The 23,605-nt window shown below is 37.9% G+C and carries 21 protein-coding genes; 11 read left to right on the top strand and 10 right to left on the bottom strand.

Annotated elements, in window-relative coordinates; translation table 11 throughout:
- Positions 1 to 16: 16 nt before the first annotated feature.
- From AQ505_RS14500 to AQ505_RS14515, 4 genes are all read left to right on the top strand, one after another.
- The gene (locus tag AQ505_RS14500; RefSeq protein WP_062548839.1) at positions 17 to 817 is read left to right on the top strand and encodes a metallophosphoesterase family protein; all 801 of its coding nucleotides are present in this window, start codon (positions 17 to 19) and stop codon (positions 815 to 817) included.
- A complete protein-coding gene (locus AQ505_RS14505; protein ID WP_231634883.1) occupies positions 798 to 1,406 on the top strand; it encodes a hypothetical protein in 609 nt (202 codons plus the stop codon). Before AQ505_RS14500 ends, AQ505_RS14505 begins: the two co-directional genes overlap by 20 nt.
- A 165-nt stretch (positions 1,407 to 1,571) precedes the next feature.
- Positions 1,572 to 2,153 (top strand): DUF4136 domain-containing protein, encoded by a 582-nt coding sequence (locus tag AQ505_RS14510; RefSeq protein ID WP_062548840.1) that lies wholly within the window; start codon positions 1,572 to 1,574, stop codon positions 2,151 to 2,153.
- A 160-nt stretch (positions 2,154 to 2,313) separates the two neighbouring features.
- A complete protein-coding gene (locus AQ505_RS14515; protein ID WP_062548841.1) occupies positions 2,314 to 4,932 on the top strand; it encodes a PAS domain-containing sensor histidine kinase in 2,619 nt (872 codons plus the stop codon).
- A 17-nt stretch (positions 4,933 to 4,949) separates the two neighbouring features.
- On the opposite strand, the gene AQ505_RS14520 is transcribed toward AQ505_RS14515, so the two are convergent.
- On the bottom strand, positions 4,950 to 5,525 hold the full coding sequence (locus AQ505_RS14520) for a TerD family protein (RefSeq protein WP_062548842.1): 576 nt from the start codon (positions 5,523 to 5,525) through the stop codon (positions 4,950 to 4,952).
- An 89-nt stretch (positions 5,526 to 5,614) separates the two neighbouring features.
- Between AQ505_RS14520 and AQ505_RS14525 the strand changes: the two genes are divergently transcribed.
- The gene (locus AQ505_RS14525) at positions 5,615 to 6,337 is read left to right on the top strand and encodes a class I SAM-dependent methyltransferase (RefSeq protein ID WP_062548843.1); all 723 of its coding nucleotides are present in this window, start codon (positions 5,615 to 5,617) and stop codon (positions 6,335 to 6,337) included.
- Positions 6,338 to 6,341: 4 nt separating this feature from the next.
- Positions 6,342 to 7,583 carry an MFS transporter gene (locus tag AQ505_RS14530; RefSeq protein WP_062548844.1) on the top strand — a complete coding sequence of 414 codons (1,242 nt, stop codon included), beginning with the start codon at positions 6,342 to 6,344 and terminating at the stop codon, positions 7,581 to 7,583.
- Here AQ505_RS14530 and AQ505_RS14535 read toward each other — a convergent pair.
- Entirely contained in the window at positions 7,552 to 7,893 is a 342-nt protein-coding gene (locus AQ505_RS14535; protein WP_062548845.1) for a cupin domain-containing protein, read from the bottom strand. The genes AQ505_RS14530 and AQ505_RS14535 overlap by 32 nt on opposite strands.
- Positions 7,894 to 8,420: 527 nt before the next feature.
- Between AQ505_RS14535 and AQ505_RS14545 the strand changes: the two genes are divergently transcribed.
- Positions 8,421 to 9,167: a LytR/AlgR family response regulator transcription factor gene (locus AQ505_RS14545; protein WP_062548847.1), complete on the top strand. Its 747-nt coding sequence runs from the start codon at positions 8,421 to 8,423 to the stop codon at positions 9,165 to 9,167.
- Between the two features lie 21 nt (positions 9,168 to 9,188).
- Here the strand turns inward: AQ505_RS14545 and AQ505_RS26395 are convergent, their stop codons facing one another.
- Complete coding sequence (locus AQ505_RS26395) at positions 9,189 to 9,353, bottom strand: hypothetical protein (RefSeq protein ID WP_157262373.1); 165 nt, start codon at positions 9,351 to 9,353, stop codon at positions 9,189 to 9,191.
- Positions 9,354 to 9,436: 83 nt separating this feature from the next.
- Between AQ505_RS26395 and AQ505_RS14555 the strand changes: the two genes are divergently transcribed.
- The gene (locus tag AQ505_RS14555; RefSeq protein ID WP_062548849.1) at positions 9,437 to 10,528 is read left to right on the top strand and encodes a sensor histidine kinase; all 1,092 of its coding nucleotides are present in this window, start codon (positions 9,437 to 9,439) and stop codon (positions 10,526 to 10,528) included.
- Positions 10,529 to 10,535: 7 nt separating this feature from the next.
- On the opposite strand, the gene AQ505_RS14560 is transcribed toward AQ505_RS14555, so the two are convergent.
- Positions 10,536 to 13,328 carry a lantibiotic dehydratase gene (locus AQ505_RS14560; protein WP_082461544.1) on the bottom strand — a complete coding sequence of 931 codons (2,793 nt, stop codon included), beginning with the start codon at positions 13,326 to 13,328 and terminating at the stop codon, positions 10,536 to 10,538.
- Between the two features lie 306 nt (positions 13,329 to 13,634).
- On the opposite strand from AQ505_RS14560, the gene AQ505_RS14565 reads away from it, so the two are divergent.
- From AQ505_RS14565 to AQ505_RS14575, 3 genes are all read left to right on the top strand, one after another.
- Positions 13,635 to 14,444, top strand: coding sequence for a murein L,D-transpeptidase catalytic domain family protein (locus AQ505_RS14565; protein WP_062548851.1), 810 nt, complete (start codon positions 13,635 to 13,637; stop codon positions 14,442 to 14,444).
- Between the two features lie 101 nt (positions 14,445 to 14,545).
- Entirely contained in the window at positions 14,546 to 15,130 is a 585-nt protein-coding gene (locus AQ505_RS14570) for a Crp/Fnr family transcriptional regulator (RefSeq protein WP_062548852.1), read from the top strand.
- Positions 15,131 to 15,193: 63 nt separating this feature from the next.
- Complete coding sequence (locus AQ505_RS14575; protein WP_062548853.1) at positions 15,194 to 15,640, top strand: carboxymuconolactone decarboxylase family protein; 447 nt, start codon at positions 15,194 to 15,196, stop codon at positions 15,638 to 15,640.
- Positions 15,641 to 15,714: 74 nt separating this feature from the next.
- Here the strand turns inward: AQ505_RS14575 and AQ505_RS14580 are convergent, their stop codons facing one another.
- The 6 genes from AQ505_RS14580 to AQ505_RS14605 all read right to left on the bottom strand — a co-directional run bounded on the left by AQ505_RS14580 (position 15,715) and on the right by AQ505_RS14605 (position 23,541).
- Entirely contained in the window at positions 15,715 to 18,240 is a 2,526-nt protein-coding gene (locus AQ505_RS14580) for a zinc-dependent metalloprotease (protein WP_062548854.1), read from the bottom strand.
- Between the two features lie 173 nt (positions 18,241 to 18,413).
- Positions 18,414 to 20,096 (bottom strand): protein-disulfide reductase DsbD family protein, encoded by a 1,683-nt coding sequence (locus AQ505_RS14585; protein WP_157262375.1) that lies wholly within the window; start codon positions 20,094 to 20,096, stop codon positions 18,414 to 18,416.
- A gap of 7 nt (positions 20,097 to 20,103) precedes the next feature.
- Entirely contained in the window at positions 20,104 to 20,550 is a 447-nt protein-coding gene (locus tag AQ505_RS14590; protein WP_062548855.1) for a protein-disulfide reductase DsbD N-terminal domain-containing protein, read from the bottom strand.
- A gap of 76 nt (positions 20,551 to 20,626) precedes the next feature.
- Positions 20,627 to 21,676: a PLP-dependent cysteine synthase family protein gene (locus tag AQ505_RS14595; protein WP_062548856.1), complete on the bottom strand. Its 1,050-nt coding sequence runs from the start codon at positions 21,674 to 21,676 to the stop codon at positions 20,627 to 20,629.
- A gap of 7 nt (positions 21,677 to 21,683) precedes the next feature.
- Positions 21,684 to 22,886, bottom strand: a complete 1,203-nt coding sequence (locus tag AQ505_RS14600; RefSeq protein WP_062548857.1) for a FecR family protein — start codon at positions 22,884 to 22,886, stop codon at positions 21,684 to 21,686.
- 55 nt (positions 22,887 to 22,941) lie between these two features.
- Positions 22,942 to 23,541 (bottom strand): RNA polymerase sigma factor, encoded by a 600-nt coding sequence (locus AQ505_RS14605; RefSeq protein ID WP_062548858.1) that lies wholly within the window; start codon positions 23,539 to 23,541, stop codon positions 22,942 to 22,944.
- Between the last annotated feature and the right edge of the window lie 64 nt (positions 23,542 to 23,605).

Consider the following 23,605-nt stretch of genomic DNA (forward strand, 5'->3'; position numbering starts at 1 on the left):
AATATCAGAATTTTCAATGAACAAATTTATAATTCTAGGGCTTATTTTAAGTGCTGGTTTGCTGAGCTGTAACCGTTTTGAATATAGCCCAAATCAGATTTTTGACAGGAACTCCCCTACAGACATTAATTCGAAAAGTTTACAGCAGCTTGGGGATGGCAAAACTGATGATCATATCAGGTTTATTTTAACCGGCGATACTCAGCGTTCACGTGATGAGACTGTTGCTTTTGTTAAAAAAGTTAATGGTATGCCAGGTATTGATTTTGTGCTGGTTGCTGGTGATTTTACTGAATTTGGTGTATTAAAAGAAATGGAATGGATTGCCAGAAGCTTATCTAAGCTAAATGTCCCATATATGGGTGTTATTGGCAATCATGATCTGACTTCACGCGGAAGAGAGGTTTTTGAGCGAATGTTCGGTGCATTAAATTATTCCTTCAGATACGGGGGAACAAAATTTATCTGCCATGATACCAATAGCAGAGAGTACAACTTTAATGGCCAGGTTCCAAGTATTCCCTGGTTAAAAACTCAGCTTCAGCCGGAGGAAGGTATTAGTAATTATGTGGCGGTATCACATGTTCCTACTATTAATTCAGATTTTGACCAAAATCTGGTCAAAGATTATACGGGGATTTTTGCGGAAACACCAGGATTTCTTGCTTCATTACATGCCCATACCCATGTGTATGACCTTTACTATCCTGACGATTCAGGGATCCCTTATGTCATCACAAGTGCTATGGGCAATGAAGAATTTTTACTAGTTGAAATCATTAATCATAAAATAAGTTTTGAACGGATATCATTTTAAGCGCATCTATATAGTATTGGCATTCCTGATTATTTTTTCGGGTAAAGCATCAGCTCAGAGTTTCAAGTTCCTGGTTCCTGATAATGCAATTGTACAATTTGCAGGCAGTATCGGCTACTTTAGTGTAGGTGCTGGCTACGACCTTTTTAAGAATAAAAAAGGGATTCTGGATTTCAATTATGGGTATGTTCCTGCAAGTAAAGGTGGAGAATTGCATATTGTTACTGCAAAATTCGCTTATAAATTTTATGAAATAAAACTTAAAGACTGGGGTAAATTCTATCCGTTTAACCCAGGATTCTTTGCAAGTTATACTTTTCATCCTTCGTTATCTTATAAATTCAGTGAGCACAGATATCCTGATAATTACTATTATTGGTCTGAAGCACTACGACCTAATCTGTCTATAAGCAATGAAATTGAGTTCAATATGAAAAAGATCTGGAAAGATTCTGGGATTAAAGCCATCAGTTTATACTCGGAAATGAATACTAATGATTATTATATTGTAAACTATTTTCAAAACACTTCTGCGCTCACGCTTGCAGATATTTTTCAATTAGGAATAGGGATGCGCGTTAAATTTTAACGCCATCTATTTTTGGATTTGTTGTATCAGTAAAAATTAATTTTCATTTATTTTAAAATTGGTTAAACATTTTAGAGCTTTTATTGTAATACTGTTATTAGGTTAAATAAAAACCAGAACTATGGTAACCTACATAATTTTATTCTACTCTAAAAACCGTTTACCATGAAAAGACAACTATTATTCTTACTAGTAGCCACAGGGATGCTGTCGGCTTGCTCTCCTTACAATTACTACGCCGTTGGTAGTAAGCCTGTTGGAACCGACTTCAAAACATACGCATGGCTTCCTCCAGTAGATGAAAAAACAAATAGTATTTACAACAATGATATCGTAACGGATAAAATAGTAGAGACTACTGAAACGGAACTTGCTAAAAAAGGTTTAACGCTTGACAGTAAAAACCCTGATTTGCTCATCCGCTATTCTGCTATTGTAAGTAATAGTATGAAAGTTTACGATGAGCCAATCTATTATAATCAGCCACCAATGTTAAGTCCTAGAGTGGCTTATTACAAAGGTCGGGCAAGATTTTTTTACGTTTATGACAATCCATTCCCAGTATATGTAGGCAGTAGAGAGCGAAAAATGCCGATCAAAGAAGGAAACATCATGATTGATATTATCGAACGCAGCAGCTCAAAAGTAATCTGGAGAGGTTGGGCCGAAGGTGAATTGACTGATCCACAAAAAGCAATTAATGAATTGCCTAAAATAGTGCAGAACATTTTCAAACAACTGCCTTAGGAAGTTTATTCATAACGAAAACGAAACATCTTCATAATCCATGCCCTCAAAAAGTTAGACGCTCTATGAGGGCATTTTGTTTTTTATCAAAATATTGGTAAGGATTTTAAAATTATGTCTATATTATCCTTTACCTACATCATAAAAACACGTTTAACTAATGAGAAACATTCTGAGAATCCTTATTTTTGGAGATCCAGCTAATGATAGTAATTTAATAACCAATATCTTAGATCCATCAAAATTCCCTTTTCAACAACTAAGAATAACGGCAATTTCTGATTTTCAACTTACTTTACAGCGCTTTGTTCCAGATGTTATACTTGCATTTTGCGGTGCTGAAAATTCCACTGGACATAAAGCTTTTGAGCTCTTGCAAGAAAGTGGTTATGCCTCTATTTTTATCTGCATCAGCCCACCAGAATTTGAGCAACAGGCCTTAACATTGTTACGTTCTGGTGCTGCAGATTACTTATTGTCTGATCGCTTACTCAGATTACCCGATGTTATTTTAAAAGCACTGAATAATTCCGCATTAAATGGACCTGATAAAAACTTCGCTGTGCTTCAGGAGATGCCCTATGCGATTGCGATTCTGATGGGTAAGCAACATATTTTCACTTTTGTAAATAGTTTTTTTCAACAAAAAATTGGAGAAAGCCATGTTTTAAATAAAAATTTACAAGAGGTATATGCGCATACTGCACTTGCTTTTCTAAATGAAAAAGCAGATTCTGTTTATAATACCGGTATCAGTTGTATGGTCAATGAAATCACCAGCGCCAGCTTTCATGGTGCATATTTCAATTTTGCTATACAAGCTTTACGCGATGAAAATGGAACTATTGAGGGGCTCCTCCTCTCTGGCCAGGAAGTCACGGAACAAGTGCAGTACAGAAAAGAAAAAGACCTGGTTAGCCATGAAATTGAAAAATTACTAGATGACGTAAATGAAGGTTTTTACCTGAAAGACATTCGCAGTAACCGTTACCTAAAATTGTCAGCTGGCTGTGCTAAAATATACGGTTATAGTTTGGCGGAATTCCATGAAAACCCCAATCTATGGTACGACGTTATTCACCCGGAAGATCGCCATATTGCAGAACGAGATGGATTAGCGTTGGAAAAAGGTGGACAAACAAAAAGTCAATATCGGATTATCCGTAAAGATAAAAGCATTCGCTGGATTGAAATAAAGGCAGTTCCGCATCATTTGAATAGAGAAATATATTCTGTAGAGGGCGTGATCAGTGACATTACCCAATGGAAACAAACGGAGGAAAAAATCAAACAGGCAGAAGCCGTACTTTCTGAAGCACAAAAGATGGCACAGATTGGCAATTGGAATTTCGACCTGATTAAGCAAGAACTCACTTGGTCTGATGCGTTGAAAGAGATTTATTGGGGAGATGAATCCCTGGTTCCTGTCAATGAGTATTTTGATAACCTTATTCATCCTGACGATAAACTTCGCGTAGAATATGAAGTGGATAAATTGATTCGTATAGGAAAAAATATGAAAACCAGTTTTCGGATTAGGAATCCTGCAGGAGAAGTAAAAATACTGGAAGGAGAAAACCGGATTGAGTTTAATGCTGAAGGTATAACTACCAGGTTGTTTGGGACTTTACAGGACGTCACTTCCGTTAAAGCAGCAGAAGATACGCTTAAAAAATCTGAAGCTAACCTCCGCACATTATTAGACCATACTGATGCCGCTTATATATTAGTGGATCAACAGTTGAAGATCATTTCTTATAGTCAAATGGCCAAGGAAATTGCTGAATTTAGAGGACATTATAAGGAATTGGATGGAAATAGCATTTTAGATTATTTTGCCAAAAATAAGCGAGCAAGACTTCAAAAAATTGTGGATGATGTGATCAATGGAAAAAACATGTCTTATGAAACAAATGTCATTGAAAAAGATGGTTCGGAAAAATGGTATGCACTAAAATGGATTGCAGTAAATGATGATGATCATCAATACTGGGGTTTCATTCTATCTATCAAAGACATCACCGAACAAAAAAACATTGCAAAAGCACAGGATAATATGACTTCTGAGCTCATTCGAAGAAATAAAGATCTGGAACAATTCACCTATGTAGTATCTCATAATTTACGCGCACCTGTAGCCAATATTATTGGCATCAGTGATTTACTCAGTGAAGTGGAAGCCGATCCATCTTCAGTCAGGGAACTGATCCATGGATTGCGTAGTTCTATTAAGAATCTGGATACGGTAATTAAAGACTTGAATTATGTATTGACCGTAAAAAAAGACGCTCCGGAAAGACTTAAAGAACTAGTAACCATACAAATTCTGGTAGAGGAAATCAAAGACAGTATTAATAACCTGATTGTAAGTGAGAATATGACTTTTGAATATCAGCTGGAAGAAGAAAAGATTTATACCGTAAGGGGCTATCTATACAGTATTTTTTACAACCTGATCCTCAACAGCATAAAGTACAGGCAGCCGGAAATTTCACCAAGAATGATTATAAAAACCTATCTGACAGAAAAGCATTTGAATATTATATTTGAGGACAATGGAAAAGGGATTGATCTAAAGAAATATGGCAGTCAGCTGTTTGGTCTTTATAAAAGATTTGATGTAGATGTGGATGGAAAAGGAATGGGACTTTTCATGGTAAAAACTCAGGTGGAAGATCTCGGCGGCACTATTCAAGCATTTAGTGAACCAGGAAAAGGAACTAAATTTCACATCCTTCTCCCGGTAAATAGCCCACCTACCATACTTAGTTTACGATAGCATCATTACAGGGGAATTTATTTGATAATTTCCCCTGTATAATATTTAGCTAGAAAAAAAGCGAGGTCTTCTTTGTATCCCCTGCCAGAAGCTTCAAATTTCCAGCTGCCATTTCTTTTATACAGTCTGCCAAATTCAATAGCGGTTTCAATGGAGAAATCCTCGTCTAATTCATACTTCGCCACTTCTTCGCCATTCGTATCATCTACAATTCTAATGTATGAACTGCGTACCTGTCCGAAATTTTGCCTCCTGACTTGTGCATCGTGAATAGTAACCACGAACAGGATTTCCTGAATTCGCTCATCTACCAGAGAAAGGTCTACTTTCACAATTTCATCATCTCCGGTAGCGCTATTGCCACCAGTAGGATCATCACCTGTATGGAACAATGCACCATCAGGTGATTTATCATTACCGTAAAAAACGAAATACTCTTCCGCAGGAATCATCCTGCTTCCATCTACCATAAATGCAGAAGCATCTAAGTCAAAATCATGTCCTGTCCCTTCATTAGGATCCCAACCTAAGCCTACACTTATTTTAGTGAGACCAATGTTAATCTTTTCGCCTTTACGTAAGTTAATTGCCATATTTTCTTCATTTGAACTTTTTAAAGTTAGGATGTTTTATAAGAATCGCAATTCTATTTATTTATCTTGGCACAAATATTACATCTATTATGAAAAGTGACTATTCAGCTAAAGCAAGTAACCAGGAAATCGAACATAGATTTGACCAGGATGTAGAACGTTTTTCTAATCTCGATACCGGTCAGCTGACTACCCTTGATGCTGCATTGACAATGGAACTATGTACAGAGGCTGCAAAATATGTAGTTCCGGAAGCAAAAGAGCTTTTAGATATTGGCTGTGGTGCTGGAAATTACACTCTGAAAATGCTGGGGAAAATTCAGCATTTAAATTGCACTTTAAATGATCTGAGTTTACCAATGCTGAGAAGAGCGGAACAACGTGTAAGCGCAGTTACCAATGGACAAGTTCGCACCATCCAAATGGACATGAGGGCTTTAGAATTGGAGGCCGACAAATATGATATTATTTTTGCAGCTGCGACCTTACATCATCTTCGTGGGGATGAAGACTGGGATCTTGTTTTCAATAAAATTTACCGTGCATTGAAACCTGGGGGCTGTTTTTGGATTTCAGACCTGATCAGCCATGATGCCCCACACTTGAATTTATTATTTCAGCAGCGTTATGCAGATTATCTGGAGGAATTGGGTGGACCAGAATATTGCCAAAAAGTATTGGATTATATCGAACACGAAGACACGCCTAGATCCATCAATTATCAGTTGGAATTGATGCAGAAAATAGGTTTTAAACACGTAGAAGTATTGCATAAAAACTTATGTTTTGCAGCTTTTGGCGGAATAAAATAAAATCATGAATTTACTTCAAGATATTGCAGCGAATTATAAACGATCGTTTTCTGGACTGAGCAGGGAAACCTGGATTTTGAGCATAGTCATGCTCATTAATCGAAGTGGTTACATGGCAGTCCCATTTATGGGCTTATATGTCACTCAATCCTTACATCGCTCTGCTTCTGATGCAGGATTGATTATCACCTTGTTTGGTATAGGCTCAATTATGGGTTCTGCTGCAGGAGGAAAACTGACTGATGTAATTGGTTTCAGACCTGTTCAGATTATTTCTGCCGTCATAGGTGGTGGCTTTTTCTTATTTTTTGCCAGCATAACGCATTTCGAAACGCTTTGTGTGCTGGCAATCGTGATTAGTTTCTTTGCAGAAGCCTTTCGTCCGGCAAATTTTGCAGCAATTGCAGCTTATGCGAAACCAGGATTGGAAACCAGATCCTACTCTTTGAATCGTTTGGCTACAAATATAGGATGGGCTTTTGGAGTAAGTATGGGGGGATTAATCGCGTCCTATAATTATAGGCTGTTATTTTATGTAGATGGTGCAGTTGGGATTTTTGCCGGGCTGAGCATTTTATGGTTTCTGCCGAAAATAAGAGGTTATAGAAAAGCAATTAAAGAAAAGGTAAAAGGGATTGTGGTACGAAAACCATGGGAAGATGTCTTATTCATCAAATTTCTGTTACTGAGTACAATTTTTATCATCTGCTTTTTCCTGATGTTTAGGGTGGTTCCTGTATTTTTCAAGGAATCCTGGAAAATTGATGAGTTTATGATCGGCTTGATTTTAGGCCTTAACGGGGTAATCATTGCATTATTTGAAATGGTGATGATCCATAAGATTGAAGGAAAGAAATCATCGATATTTTTTATCACCTTAGGTGTATTGCTAATTGCAGGATCTTTTCTTGTACTGATGTCACCTATTGGCTCTCCGCTTGTACTTGGAGTTTTGTGTATTGTGCTTTTCACCTTCGGAGAAATGTTTGCTCTACCTTTTGTCAACACTTTTGTAATGAGTAGAGCAAACGAATTTAACAGAGGACAATACGCTGCTGGATATATGCTGGTATGGTCAGTTGCCCAGGTTGTTGGGCCTTCAGCAGGATTTTATATTGCCGAACACCATGGCTATAATACGTTATGGTTCATCCTGACCTGTCTTTTACTGGCTTGTGCCTACTTATACAAGTTTATGAAGTCAGTAGATAGGCCTACTCCAGAAAATCCTGCCTTGCAGGGCTAAAAGCATCAATCAATGTGCCTGCCGCGATACATACACAACCGTGGATTGTATGTGGCGGGACATAAAATCCATCCCCTTTTCTGATAATTTTTTGTTCTATACCAATTGTCATTTCAAATATCCCACTGTCTACATAGGTTACCTGAGTATGGTGATGCTCATGTAAAGTTCCAATGGCGCCAACTTCAAATTTAGCTTTCACCAACATAACTTGATCATTATAGCCAAATACTTGTCTTTGTATCCCATTGCCAAGATCTTCCCATGGCATTTCTGCTTCAATTTGAAAACATTCACTTTGCATATTCATATATTTAATTTCAAATATAAGAAAAGCAGTAAATTCATCGCTATTCTTAATAGGGACATAACTAAAAGTTAGAAAAGGTGTAAAGAGTAATCAATTAATAAGGGGAATGACCCCCTTATATAATAATTTGAGCGCGTATGGATATCTTTTTGTTAAAATCCCTGATGCACCTCCATGCACCAGGAATCTTGTTTTATAGGGGGGATGTTTAAAAGTAAACAAGGAAGTTTGATTCAAGAATTCTTTTACGCCAATATCCACCTCTACGTGGTGAATGCCCATAAATATGTGGTTAATGATTTTAATATTATTTAAAACGGCCTTAGCTTGTTCTAAAGCCTATCAAACCTTAAAAAACCTTTCCCTAGCGCTTAAAATATAGTTTTATCCCCAAATTTGATTTATCTTTACAGATCCTTAATAAATTTCATGAAACAAAAAAAAGTATTACGCCAAATGTAGTTTTTACGTTGCGAATTTTTTTTGATTAGATTTATTAAAAGTATTTGAATTATAGGAGGAGATCAATGGATAAGAAATTAAACTGTGTCATTATTGACGATGAGAAGCATGCTGTAGAACTCCTGGCAGATTATATTGACGCTATGCCTAATCTACAGCTGCTAAAGTATTTTACTGATCCATTACAGGCATTAATGGATATTTCCGAAGATGATCATATTGATATTGTCTTTATGGACATGGATATGCCGGGTATATCAGGGTTAGATCTTTCTGTAGCCATCAGAGCGAAAACAAAATACTTAATCATTACTACTGGCCATTCCAAATATGCTTATGAAGCTTTTGGCGTACAGGCGAATGAATATTTACTGAAGCCCATTTCCATGAGTAAATTTGCGCTCATGATAAAGAGACTGCTTAGTTTAGAAAATACAATTAAAAATACGACCGCTGTGGATGATTTTTTCTTTATCAAAACTGATCAGATCCAGAAATACACAAAAATCAATATTAAGGACATCATTACGATCGAAGGCTTAAACAATTATGTAAAGATTCACACCTGCTCAGAAACACATGTGGCTTATCTAACGATGAAGGAGTTGGAGTATAAACTTCAGGACATCAATAATTTTGTACGTGTACAGCGCTCTTTTATAGTAGCGGTAAATTACATCCAGAAAGTCGAAGGAAATACGATTGTATTGAGTAATAAGATGGAGATTCCTTTGGGAACAACTTATAAAAAGCAATTTCTGATGTTTCTGGCTGAAAAAACGATGAAATCTAACCGAAGCATCTCCGAATAGATTTCATCGCATAATGCAGATTTATCCAGCAGGGAAGGTAATTACAGAACTGGTATGTGAAGTTGCAGTTCCATTCGTGGGATCAGTAGTGGTAACAGTAGGTGTGAATCCTGATCTGCTCTTTTTAGATTTGAATAAAAATAATGTACTTTTTTTAAGGTCGAAGGAGATGATTTCTTTTTTCATAATGTTTGTTTTTTTATGAAAATTAGCCAGGATCAATACCCCTTAAAAAAGTATTACGTTAACGCCTTTTTTTATTACACAAAATGAAATTTACCCCTACCGAGTTCATTAACTTTCTACGTAAATACAAGATCCATTTCATCGGCTGGTCTATCTTTATTTTCTACGAAGTAGTCATTATGGGCTTAATAAGAAAGCAATTCTCTCCATTAGGGAATTATGTTTTCTTTTACATCTTTAATATTCTGCTGTTTTATTTTCATGCACATTTCGTCATGCCTGCTGCAAAGATGAAGACGGCACAAGCACTCTGGAGGCTACCTTCATTCATTGCAATAGAGGTGGTCGTCTATATCACCATTACACTTAACCTTTCAAATTTCCTTCATGAAAAAGGATATATCACTTTCCTGAGTCCACCTGCATTTAACATGGATGCCTATATTGGAATGTCTTATCGGGTTGTCTATTTCATCCTATTCTCTAGTGCTTATTATTATATCCTACGTTATTTTGAAGAAAGAAAACTCGTAGAAGAAAAGGAAAAAGAGCGGTTACTGGTAATCATTGAGAACCAAAGGATTTATGCTGATCTGATTAAATCCCAGCACGCACACCTGAAAGCACAAATCAATCCGCACTTTCTGTTTAATACATTAAATTTCATTTATACTAGCACGCGGAAAACTACACCGGAGGCAGCCGAAGCCATATTAGCTTTATCAGAAATGATGAGGTACTCTATTGAAGAAGTCAGTCATTCCAATACTCCACTTGCTGGAGAATTAGAACAAGTAGAAAATCTAATTAAATTACATAAGATTAAATCACATCAAAATCTCTATATCACCATGGAATATGATGAGGAGGTCACAGAACTGGAAATCGTCCCCTTACTGGTGATGACACTTGTAGAAAATATGTTTAAGCATGGTGATTTATTGCAGGAGGGCTATCCTGCTTCACTCATACTGAGGTACAATGCCAGCATGCTGCAAGTTGAAACGAATAACCTCATTAGCAAAAAGCAAACACAGCCAAGCCACCATATTGGGCTGGAAAATGTAAAAAAACGATTAAAGGCAACATATGGAGAGCGCGCTGCACTCCATACATTTCAACAAGATGACCAGTTTCGAGCATTGCTCGAAATCAATCTGATATCGGATAATTAACAATTTGCTACACGACTAAGAGCCTTTGCTGCTGCATCTGTAACTGCTTATATAGAAAACTATAAATGATCAGCTCATGCGCCCTTTGCTGCTCAGAAAAAAGTCGGTTGATGTGCATGTGAAATAAGCTGCAGAACAATGCTGGTCTTTGGTCTGCGGCGGTAGCTCTTAGCGTATCCAGGAAGGACTGCTGGAGCCCCTGTAAATGTAAAGCCAGCGTAGAGTCATTGGATTGAACCAGCCTTTTAAAATTTGTCCATTCCCGATTTACCATTTTAAAATCATCACTCGTTAGCTCATGCTCCTTTTCGAATGCTCTTTGTATCCCCTTGATAAAGGTCAGTTCCGCTTTCTTTTCCAAAGACAATAGGCCAAGTGCAGCTTTCATTAGCTCAATACAATTCGCGTAAATAGAAAAACAATCCAGATGATGTGCAATAACCTCCAAGGCATACTCACTATCCTTCCTGAAATGGTGTTCTGTTAGTACCATTTGCTCTACACCATAACGTGCAACCTCACGGTAGTAGGTTTTGATTTGTACATCTTTTATTAAGCCTTCCTGAAGATCTGCTGCAAGCAACTCCATTAGTCTCGTCATGTAAAAATAACCTGTCTGCCGATCCTTCAATTGGAACCTTAACCTTAAATGCGGACCAGGGTCATTATATCTGATAAAAAACCAGGTTTTAAAAGCAGCAGCATGCTCTGCAATAAATGCTGAAATAAGCGTTGACAATAGGAATTCACATCTGTCGGGATGACAATAGATTTCATATGACAACCAATCTTTCCCAGGCATAATGATAGTTTCTATCTGCGATTCATCAGCTGCAGCACTGGAAATATATCCTGGATACAGCTGTTCCTCATGACCGATAGCCAACAAAATTTGAGTGAAGTAAAACTTCTTATTGTCATCAATAAACAGCTGACTATCTGAAACAATATACTCATTTACAACGAAATCGTTATATTGGTTTGCATAGTGTTTCAAAAAAGAAAGGTCTTCAAACTTAGTCCTATCAAAACATAAAGTCTGGTCACCTTCCCCAACTGAGAAATAACGACTTACTCCAAGTTGATCCAATATTCCTAACATATCCTTCCCTTTCATCTCTACTCCTTTGATCCTCCATTTTGCTGTTGATAAGACTAAGTTTTCATATTGAATTCTAGGGTAATAATCTAATCCTGGCAATAGCTCCTGAACATCAAATAACAATTGAGATTGGATACCCTGGTGCTGAAGATCACATAAAAATCGATATACAGAAAGGTCAGACCTAGTATAATTATAAGCAGAAGCCAAACGTGGAATAAGTCTTTTCCCATACTTTTTAGAGAAAAGTATCACTTCTTCCCTCTTGACAGTGACCAATATATCCTGCAAAGCAATCAACTGCTCACTACAGGAGTAGTTTAAAATGGGCAGCTCATGCTCGTAGATTTGCTTTCTACGATTGATATTATCCACTCTGCCCTCAGCCATATAGGCGATGTCAAAAAAAATGACCTCCGGATTAGCCTTTGATTCCGCGGCTGCAATCGATTTACAATGTTTGGTAAGTGTTTCGCTAGCCAATGTAAAACGGCCTGATAACGCATTTGCCGTACATCCTCCAACGTTATCCAGCACCAACAGATCGCCAGCAAATCTTGCCAGTATACTAAAACTATTCGCTGGTTTTAAATCCGCTTCATCCAGTTTTGTTTTCATGAGATCTTTCAACTGCAGCACTGCTGGTTTATCTTTAAGGATCGCATTCAATAGTTCATTGCTGAGGCCGATCCAGGGCAACATGACAGGACTTCTCTTTACAGAATGACTGCTGAGCTCCTGAGCTAAGTCATACTCCTTGGCAGCTGAGGTAAACTGACCATATCCAAGACCTAGTTCAGGATCAAGGATTTTCAGTAAAGGGACTTCCTGCCCCTCATACCGCCTCTGAAAGTCTTTTGAAAATCGTTTAAGCTCCTCATTTGCTTTTGATAGATTCAAAGAAAGTAAAGTATTTATGCAAGATGGTAGATGTTTTAAAACCGCTTTTGATAACTTACCGGAAATCATTTTCCTTTCCGCAATCAAGTAATCGCCTTGTTCATTCTGATGGGGTTCCTTTTGGATACGACCGAAATAATCTGGTCCAATAATGTTCGCATTTAACTCAGTAAATAACAGCTGGGCGTCAACCATTGCTTTCAGGATACTTAATAATACTTCTTCAGTAACCGCTTTTGTGCCTGCAAATTCGAGTATACTGGAATAGCTTGCTATTTCAGCACATAGAACCAGCAGCTCCTGGATAAATCTACTATATACAATCTCCGAGAGCTCGAACACTTGATCTCCCATTGAAATAAAACGAATATGATCAGCAACGGTATAATGGCTGGAATTTGAGAAATACAAGCGATCTGAGGCATTCAATTCCTTTTCATGCAGTTCTACCGACTTATATCTTGACCAGTCCTTAAAACGATGTAAATGCTGCTCTTTAGAGAAAATTACGTTTTCTTTAACTTCTCCTAACCCAGCAACAGCAAAGCCTGCAAAATTACCGAATGGGGTACCCCTGTATTTAGAGCGATTATAATATTTCCAGATGGTATATTGTGTTCGGGTATCCAAATCTGTAATTCCAGCAGCAGGAACATGTTTTATTTTTTCATAAAAATCACTGGATGAGTGACAGATAGCACACTTTAAGTCCTCCCAAACTTCAACTAATTCATCGCACATTGAAAATGCCGGAATTCTCAATAGTACTACAGGGCTTATATTTAATATTACATCCATAACTAATTATTTTATCTTTTCTTCTTACAATTTCCTTTACATTTAGAAATGAACCTAATCTATTACACCAAATAGCCCTGGGCTTACGCGAAAGATGTTTGCCGAAGACAAAAGTTAAGATTTAAACCTTTTATCTTATTCAAGGTCAATTAAGCGTTAATCAGCTTATCTAACTTGTAGCCAGACCGTCATTTTAAAACAAAAAAAATAAAAAATATTCACCTAAACATCAATTAATCAATACATTTGTAAAAAAAAATAAGCGCTTATAGAGAGAACCAGACTTAAATAATAAAACCCAATTCTATGATGAAATACCTTTTTGGTGGAGCGGGATTGATTACTATATCTCTAGCCCTAACCTTGGTGAACCGGGAATCGGTAAGTACCCCAATAGCCTCGGCGACTACAGTTGTAAAATTGACTACAGACAGTATTTACAACAGGCATGTCACTGAGTTGTATCAATCAGCACATCTTGCTGAAAGCGGATTAACAGAATCTGTATTTGAAAAAGCTGTTACAGGCTTTTATAACCTAAAGAAGGCAGGACAACTTGCTGCACACAAAGACATTTTAACTATTGCAGATTTTGATCAGAACAGTACTAAAAAACGGCTCTGGATTATCGATCTCGATAAGAAAAAATTATTGCTCAATACCTGGGTTGCTCATGGACAGCGCAGTGGGAATGACAAAGCTACCCGTTTTTCAAATACAAATGACTCCTTTCAGAGTAGCATTGGTTTCTATTTAACTGCAGAAGTGTATAGAGGACAACATGGCAAATCTTTGCGATTGGATGGAATGGATGAGGGATTTAACTCTAACGCCCGCAAACGTTCTATTGTAGTTCATGGAGCAGATTATGTAAGCCAGGGTACTATCAATGCACTCGGAAGATTAGGACGTAGTCAGGGTTGCCCTGCAGTAGCGCCAGAACTTGCCAATCAGGTCATCAACTCCATTGAAGGGGGAACAGTTTTGTTTATCAATGTAAGCGATCCATATTACACTTCTAGGTATTTAAATACGCATGTTGCAGCGATGTTTGCTGCTAATGATATTGCCATCCCTCCTCACACGAACCTACCAGATAATCCATTAACAATCTAATATACAATAAAATAAACAACTTCAGGTGAAGCAAAAATCACCTGAAGTTTTCCTTTAGTATCCTGCTTGGATTCTTATCTTTGCATACTTATCAAAGGTTTATGTATACTGAGCTTCTTCACCACATCCAACAATACATTCTCTTAAATGAAACAGAACAGCAAGTCATAGCTCAGCATGTTAAGGTGCTACAGCTGAAGAAGAAAGCGCTGATTTTAAAACCTGGAGAAATCTGCAGAGGCAACTATTTTGTAGCAAAAGGTTGTTTAAGAATGTATTTTTTTGACGACAAAGGCGTAGAACAGACGACTCAGTTTGCAATTGAAAATTGGTGGATCAGTGATTATACCAGTTTGACGCTTCAAAAAGCCTCAGATTTTTACCTTCAGACCGTAGAAGAAAGCACGATTCTGTTCCTTGAAAACAGCGCTGAAGACACACTTTTTAAAGAGGTACCAAAGCTAGAGCGGTACTTCAGGCTAATTTTTAAACGTGCTTGTGCCGCCAGTCAATACCTTGCCAGATACAACCACAACTTATCCAGAGAAGCGCATTATCGCCATTTCAGCAAATCTTTTCCACATTTCGTGCAACGCATCCCACAATATATGTTAGCCTCCTTTCTTGGCTTTACGCCCGAGTTTTTAAGCAAGATCCGAGCAAAGAAGGATCGACCTATTTCTTAAACCAGATTAAGTTTTTTAGGCTTTCTATTTTGCAATTTTGATTCAGAAAATAAATATACATACATGACAGACCGTATCAATATTCAAGAAATCAATCCCAGAGCTTATCAGGCAATGTTTGCATTGGAAGGCTTTTTGGCAACTACTTCCATTAGCAAAAGCCACAAAGAGCTGATCAAAATTCGTACTTCACAGATCAATGGCTGTGCTTTTTGTTTGGACATGCATATCAAAGATGCGCTAAAGAATGGAGAAAGCCCACAAAGAATTTATACGTTAAGTGCATGGAGAGAAACTTCATTCTTTACTGAAGAAGAAATTGCCATACTCACTTTAACAGAAGAAGTTACTTTAATCAGCTCAGGTGTTTCTGAGAAAACCTATGAACGTGCGGCAGGCTTATTTACAGCAATACAATTGTCGGAGATCATCATGTCTATTGTCACTATCAATGCCTGGAACAGGATCGCGATTAGTACACATTTAAAACCTGCATTAGAAAACAGATAAAATAAAACAGGCTACCCGGAATATTGCTTTAGCAACATCCTGGGTAGCCTATTAAAAATGTGTATCCCGAATGATTAAGACTTTGGATTCAATATATTATTTACACGCACCAAAAGGTCTTGTAAATGGTATTTGCTCAACCCTGTAGCCGTAGGAATAGCAGTACGAATGTCCTTAGCTAAAGCCGCCAGGTTAGCACGTGCAATACTGGATACATCTGAACTGGTAGGGTCTATTGTTCTCATGCCTGGGAAACCTCCTGCTGCATTAGTCGCTGAAGGGGCCACCATCAGTTTACTTAAGTTATCTACATAAGCTTTCTGAAGGTTTCTTCTATAAACATCAATTGGTTTATGGCTGTATAACTCAGACCAGATACCGCTTTTAAGGTCGGCAAAAAGATGGTCCGAGGTATAGGCTTTGGCACCACTCATTACCTCCGCGTTGATCAATTTGCCAATAGTTGCTGCACTCAATAATCTGCTCAATGTGCTTTTCTGAACACCCTGAAAAACATCAACAGCATTATATCCTGTGCGTTCTATTAATTCTTTATTGATTAACCATGTAGGACTGTTAAATAACTGGGTATTTAAGAAAGTCATTGCTTCTTTCTGCGTAGCATAAGGCACTGCAACATATACCGCTCCAGCTTCTTCTACCGTTTTTGGTGTAGTATAAATACCACCTACATTTTTAGTAACATGCCCCATATAACGGCCATACTGTCCAATTAATTCTCCATAAAGTGCCCTTGCATTCTGATAGCCTTCATTTGGCTCCTTGCTCCAACTCAACAGATTTGGAAGAATCCGCTTCAAATTTTTAATGCCATAAGCAGAAGCCAGCATCGCATTGTCACCCAAATCCTCGTTCTGATTGCGTGGATCATTAGGATCAGATTCCGTACCGAAAACTAAACGCTTGTTTTTAAGTCTGCTGATGATCTCTTTATTGGAAGCAGAAAGTTCTTCTTCTGGACCTTTAAACTCAGGCTTCCATTTATAACCCCATTCAATTGCCCACAGGTCATAATCACCGATTCTTGGGAAAATCCCTTTGGAACTGATGTTATCTTCTGGTTGCGCTACATAGTTGAAACGTGCATAATCCATAATGGATGGTGTATGACCATTTTTCTCTACCCACTGTTTATTTCTAAGATTTTCCACAGGTACAGTTGCAGATGAACCAAAGTTATGACGTAAGCCAAGCGTGTGTCCAATCTCATGAGAAGATACAAAACGTATCAGCTCACCCATCAGTTTATCATCAAACTTCATTTTACGAGCCTCAGGATCAACTGCTCCGGCTTGAATCAGATACCAATTTCTCAGTATCAACATTACATTATGGTACCAATTGACATGCGTTTCCAGAATTTCGCCAGTACGTGGATCATGAACGTGCGGTCCGCTAGCATTAGGAATATCCGAAGGTTTGTAAACAATTACGTTGTGTCTGGCATCTTCAATGCTCCAAGATGGATCTGAAGGAGCTTCTTTAGCGACAATCGCATTTTTAAATCCTGCTTTTTCAAAAGCAGCCTGCCAATCGTTCACACCTTGCATCAGATAAGGTACCCATTTTTTTGGTGTGGCTGGATCAATATAGTAAACGATTTGCTTTTTAGGCTCTACCAACTCTCCTCTTTTATATTTTTCAATATCTTCTGTTTTTGGCTCTAATCTCCATCTTGTGATCAAAGAAAGGTTTTTTACCCCCTGAGGGTTGGCATCAAAATCTACATATCCAGTTGCAAAATAACCTACACGAGGGTCAAAATACCTGGCTTTCATTTGGCTTTCCGGCAGCAATACCATCGAACTGTTTAATTCATAAGTTGCTGGCGTAGCACTTGGAGGTCCGGACATTCCAGGAAAGGATGCACCAGTTTTCATATAGGTTTTCAAAGTACGAATCTCGATATTCATCGGATACGCTTTGATTTCTTTGATATAGCTTCTATCAGGCATTAAACCGGTTAAGTTTAAGGCTTTTTTCACGTTTGGATCAAAAAAGAAAATCTCATTGTCACCATTCATGTATTCGGTTACATCGATCACTACTCCCTTAGCACCAGACACAGAGTCCTTTGCTAGGGCTTTAATATCAAAAGAAGCCACTAATGGCTGTAAATTTGAGTTCATGACAGACTTATATAAGCCTTGTGCCGTTGTGTCCTGAGAACGCTCAGTATAAGAAATACTCTTTAGAAACAATTTGTTTGCAGGGCCTTTTTGAAATGAAATCACATTGTCACCAATCTGATCACCACCATAGCCCATCATCTGAGAACGATTTCCAGCAGCAGCTTTACTGATTCTGTTGACTACTAAAATATCCCTATCCATTAAAGAATCTGGAATTTCGAAGAAATAACGATCTTCTATTGTATGTACTTTAAACAAACCTTTGTCTGTTTTTGCCTTTGCAGTAATCACCTCTGTATAAGGCTTAGGTCCATTTGTAATTGGTCGGGTTACTGGATTTGGATTCCCTGGAGGTATTATAGGTCCTTTTTTAGGATTTTTCTGTTGAGAAAAACCCTGAACTCCGGCACCTAACAGCACCAGTGTAATCAAACTTAATTGTTTCATTCTTAGTAATTGGTTTATATTTTTCTAAAGTATCTTTTTTATAAGATGATCTGCCATAGGAGACGGAGATTAACAGTTTTTTTACCAGCCGAATCGAATGTTTCTTAACTAAAATGATGACCTGCATCCACAGGCCATCATTCAGACTATTAACTATTAACCTAATTTTTCAATTATTTATTGAAAATACTTAAGCCACTATTGAGGAATTTAAGGTATTCCTCTGCATTATAATTTGCACCTGTAGGTTGCACCAGTAACTTTTCGTCGTGTCCTAAAAGCACATAATATGGCTGTGAGTTGGAATTGAACTTTGCGGCCTGAAAGTCACTCCATTTATTTCCTATTGTGTTTACGGCCTTACCACTAAATGCCGAGGTAAATTTTTCATCTTGTGCCAATTCGGTTTTATCATCTACATAAAGCTGAATAATCACAAAGTCATTGTTTAAGACACTGTAAACATTTTTATCTGGCCATACATTGGCTTCCATCTTACGGCAATTCACACAGGCATGTCCTGTAAAATCAATCATGACCGGCTTATTAACCTTTTTAGCATAAGCCATTCCTTCATCATAATCAAAGAAAACATTTAGGTTTAATGGTGCATGAAATATATCCGCATATTTATGTGGCCCCTCCTCATGTTTTACCATTGCGGAAGTATTACCACCAGTTAAAGTAGGTGTATACAAATCAAAGTCCTGGCTTGCTTGCGGAGGTAAGAATGCAGAAATCGATTTTAATGGTGCACCCCATAAACCAGGTATCATGTATACAGTAAAAGAAAGTACAATTACAGCGATCATTAACCGCGGAATAGAAATGAAATTAACCGGGCTATCGTGAGAAAATTTAAGTTTCCCTAAAAGGTATAAGCCCATTAATCCGAAGATGACGATCCACAGGACCAGAAATACCTCCCGATCAAACCAGTTCCAATGATAAGCCAGATCTACGTTGCTAAGGAACTTCATGGCTAAAGCCAATTCCAAAAAGCCAAGCACTACTTTAACACTGTTTAACCAACCACCCGATTTAGGTAAAGCGCTCAGCCAGGATGGAAACAAAGCAAATAAGGCAAAAGGAATTGCCAAGGCGAAAGAGAAGCCAAACATTCCAATCGCCGGTCCTAGTAAAGCACCACTTGTAGCTGCCTGAACCAATAAAGTTCCGATAATTGGCCCTGTACATGAAAAAGAAACCAGTGCTAATGTCCCGGCCATAAAGAACAAGCCAGCCAAACCACCTTTATCAGAGTTCGCATCCATTTTATTTACCCATGAAGATGGCAGGGTGATTTCAAATGCGCCTAAAAAGGAGACTGCAAAGATCAATAGTAGGATAAAAAACAAGAAATTGAAGATACCATTGGTTGATAAACTGTTCAGGGCATCGGCACCAAATATAACCGTTACCAACAAGCCCAGCACCACATAAATAACGATGATAGACAGGCCATAAAATAGTGCACGGCTTACTGCTTTACCTTTAGTTTGACTCCCCTTAGTAAAAAAACTAACCGTTAAAGGCAGCATAGGAAAAATACAAGGCATTAGCAAAGCCGCTAATCCACCAATAAAACCAGCGATAAATATCCCAGTCAGCCCTTGTTCTTCTTTTTCAGGAACAACCATTTTTTCTGTTGCTCCTGCATTGTTGTTTTTACTTGTCGCAACAATTGTTGCCGTAACACTGTCTTTTACCGTAGTATCAGCTTTAATTTCAGTAAATTCCAAGCCCTCCATTGTACTGTCGATTTCCTGTGAAAATGCTGCAGTTACCGAACAAAAAAGCAATAAGAGTCCCAAGACAAGCGTTTTAATGCTTGTCTGATCAAATTTCATCATCATATTTAGCTTATTTTACTGGAATCGAAAACTGAACAGTTTCTGGAGGAAGACATTGTGAATCATCACAAACCATATATTCCAAGGTTCCTTTAACCGTAGCATTTGCTCCTGTTAACTTGATTTTTTGTTGAAAAATTGCTGAATTCTCAAAATAACCAACATTCATATCAAAGGCTTTCTCAAATTTAACGATCGGTTTTGGTTCAATAGTTTTTCCGCTTAGCTTATAAGTATTTGCCGGTGTAAAAGTAAAAGAGGTCTTAACCGGCCCACCATCAGGTATATTTTGAGAATAAAGGTGCCACCCTTCATCAATTGTTGCCTTTATATATAAAATAGCTTCTGTTTTAGAAGTTTTTTTTGCGGCATAACTCCATTTTACGGGCTTTAGAATCTGACTGCTCGCTGTCATACTGAAAAGTAAGGCAGATGCAAATAAAAATAGATTTTTCATATTATTGTTTTTATGTGTGGTACGAACTTATATATTTATAGATATACATTGGTTATTTTTTTTAACTTAAAGTTATTTATAGGCGGCAGATTGGATGGTATCCCGTAAATTCAACAGCTGTCGATATAAAAGATGATTGAATTGGTTCTTCTTTAACCAGATCTGTACTCAGGTATTTTTTGTTACTATCACAAAGTAAAGTTACCACCACAGCATTATCACCCATCTTCTCTTTCAATTTGATTGCACCAATCACATTGGCTCCTGAAGAAATTCCAACCGCAAGTCCAAGTTCTTTAGCCAGCTTTTGCGCCATAATAATAGAATCTCCATCATTTGCCTGGATCACCTCATCTAACTCATTTAAACGAACTATTTCTGGAATAAATTCATCAGAAATGCCCTGAATTCTATGGCTTCCAACCTTGTATCCGGTAGTTAAAGTTGGACTTTCGGCAGGCTCCAATGGATGAATTTTAATCGCAGGTTGCTTTGCTTTCAGACATTTACCTACACCCATAACGGTACCACCTGTTCCTACTCCAGCAACAAAAGCATCCGGCATTAATCCGCTCGATTTTAATTGTTCCCAGATTTCCATTCCAGTTGTTTTCTCATGTGCTTCTTCGTTGTAACGGTTTTCAAACTGTCTTGGTAGGAACACATCACCACTTTTAGCTAGTTCTTCGCACATCTTAATGCTTCCAAGAAACCCACCTTCTTCTTTGCTTACTAAAACAACCTCTGCCCCCATACTCTTAATGATATCAATACGTTCTTGACTCAACCAGTTCGGCATTATAATTTTTACCGGATGACCTAAAGCACGGCCTATGGCTGCAAATGCAATTCCTGTATTGCCACTGGTGGCCTCGATAATCGTATCACCTGGTTTAATCGCACAAGAATTATACGCTTCATACATAATATTTAGCGCCATCCTGTCCTTGATACTTCCAGTCAGATTATAATGTTCACATTTCACATAGATTTTACCCGGCTTACCTTTGTATTGATAATGCAGTTCTAGCATTGGCGTATTGCCTACTAAGTGCCATAAATGCTTAAACTTACTAGCGAGGTCGATAGATAAACAGCGGTCGGTTGTTAATTCTGTTGTTGTCATTAATTGTTTATTTTGTCTGGTTTGTGATTGACATCACATACGGCATTACAATGATCTTATTACCTTCCACTTTAAATTGAATTGATTTAGTAAGCTCCATAATGCGCAGTACTTGTGATAAATTCTTCATCCGGGAAACTTGTCCGCCGAAACGGATATTGCTTACATTCCCCCTATATTCTACATCTATATTATACCATCTCGAAAACTGACGCATAATACTGTATATGCTTTCATCATTAAACCAGAACAACCCTTGCTTCCAGTCTATGGCAGAATTTGCATCCACCTGATTTACTTTAATCTCATTTAAAACTGAAGATTGTTCCCCAGGTTTAAGTACTGTTGATTGATTAGAAGAAGGCAATTTGACCTTTACGCTACCTTCAATTAAGGTCGTTTTAACCACTTCCTCGTCATCATAAGCGTTGATATTAAAGTGTGTACCTAAAACTTCCACCTCCTGCTGTACTGTTTTCACACGGAAAGGTCTTTTTTTATCTTTAGCCACTTCAAAATATGCTTCACCAGTTAGGGTAACCAACCTATCTTTTTCAGTAAAGGAAGAAGGATACTTCAAAGAAGAGGCTGCATTCAACCATACAATGGTTCCATCCGGCAGAGCTATCTGATATTGTCCGCCTTTAGGGGTAGAAATGGTGTTATAGGATGGCTTTACGTGAGATAAACCTTTCCTCACACTGTATAATATTCTGCCATCTGCAGTTTTTGTGATCTTCACACCTGACTCTTTAGCTATCTCGCCATTGGCCATATCATCGAGTGAAATTCTTGAACCGTCAGATAAGGTGAGCACCGCTTTATTTCCACCAGGAAGAATATTTTCTCCCTTTTTGGTAGCGCTGCTCATGGCATTGCCTTGCAGTGATCCGGGCATTGAACTCAGGTAATAACCGCCTATTCCAAGGGCCAGTACCACTACAGCTGCTGCTGCCCAGCGCATTGGCCGGAAAGAGATGACCTTAATTTCCTCAGTTTGTAATTTAACCTGCTCAAAAACCATATCCAGCGTTTCTTTTCCAGTAGTAACTGGAAAATCTGGAGCAGACAAATCTTCCGTAAATAGATTTTCCAGTTGTTCACGATAGGCTGGATCATGCAACAAAGCCTGTAGCTGCTGCTGCTCTTCTGGACTTAAAGTGCCCAAACGATAACCTCTTAAAAGTGATTTAAATGTTTCTGGTGTCATTACAATAATATAGACAGTGTAAATGAAATGTTGTGGGGGGTACTCTTTATTTTTTTTAATTATATCTTGAAAACAGCCACAGAAGTAGTAAATGGGTATAGTGATTTTCAAGAAATTTACGGAGATTTTTGAGGGCATTGCTCATGTGTTCTCTCACCATATCGTAAGAGATATTGAGCTGAGCAGCAATTTGTTTATGGCTCAAGCCTTCTTCCCTGCTCAATTTATAAATTTGCTGCTGGCGGGGAGAAAAGTGATCAATACCAATTTTAATGACTTTCTCCAGTTCACGAAAATCAACGTCATGACCAGCGCTGGCCCGCTGATAGTCCAACATATCTGGATGAAGGGTCTCAAGAGAATCCATCGGGATCTGACGCTGAAGGTCGTTGATCAATTGATTTCTGGTAATAATGGTTAGCCATGCAGGAAAGCTGTTCAGGCTAGTCAGTTGCTTTCGGTTTTTCCAAACCTTCACAAAAACCTCCTGGACAGCATCCTGGGCCAAAAAAGGGGATTTAAGATATTTCATGCCCATGGTATACACCTTTCCTGCATACTTTTCATATAGCAGTTTAAACGCGGATTCGTTGCCCCCTGCAACTTCCTCCAACAATTCCTGTTCGGTAAACCCTGCGGGTCTGTTAGAAAACATAGCCTTTATAAAAGATCAGAATAAGGGCCAATGTTAAATAATTAAAACATTAATTTTATCATGA

The sequence above is a fragment of the Pedobacter sp. PACM 27299 genome, assembly GCF_001412655.1.
Taxonomy (GTDB): domain Bacteria; phylum Bacteroidota; class Bacteroidia; order Sphingobacteriales; family Sphingobacteriaceae; genus Pedobacter.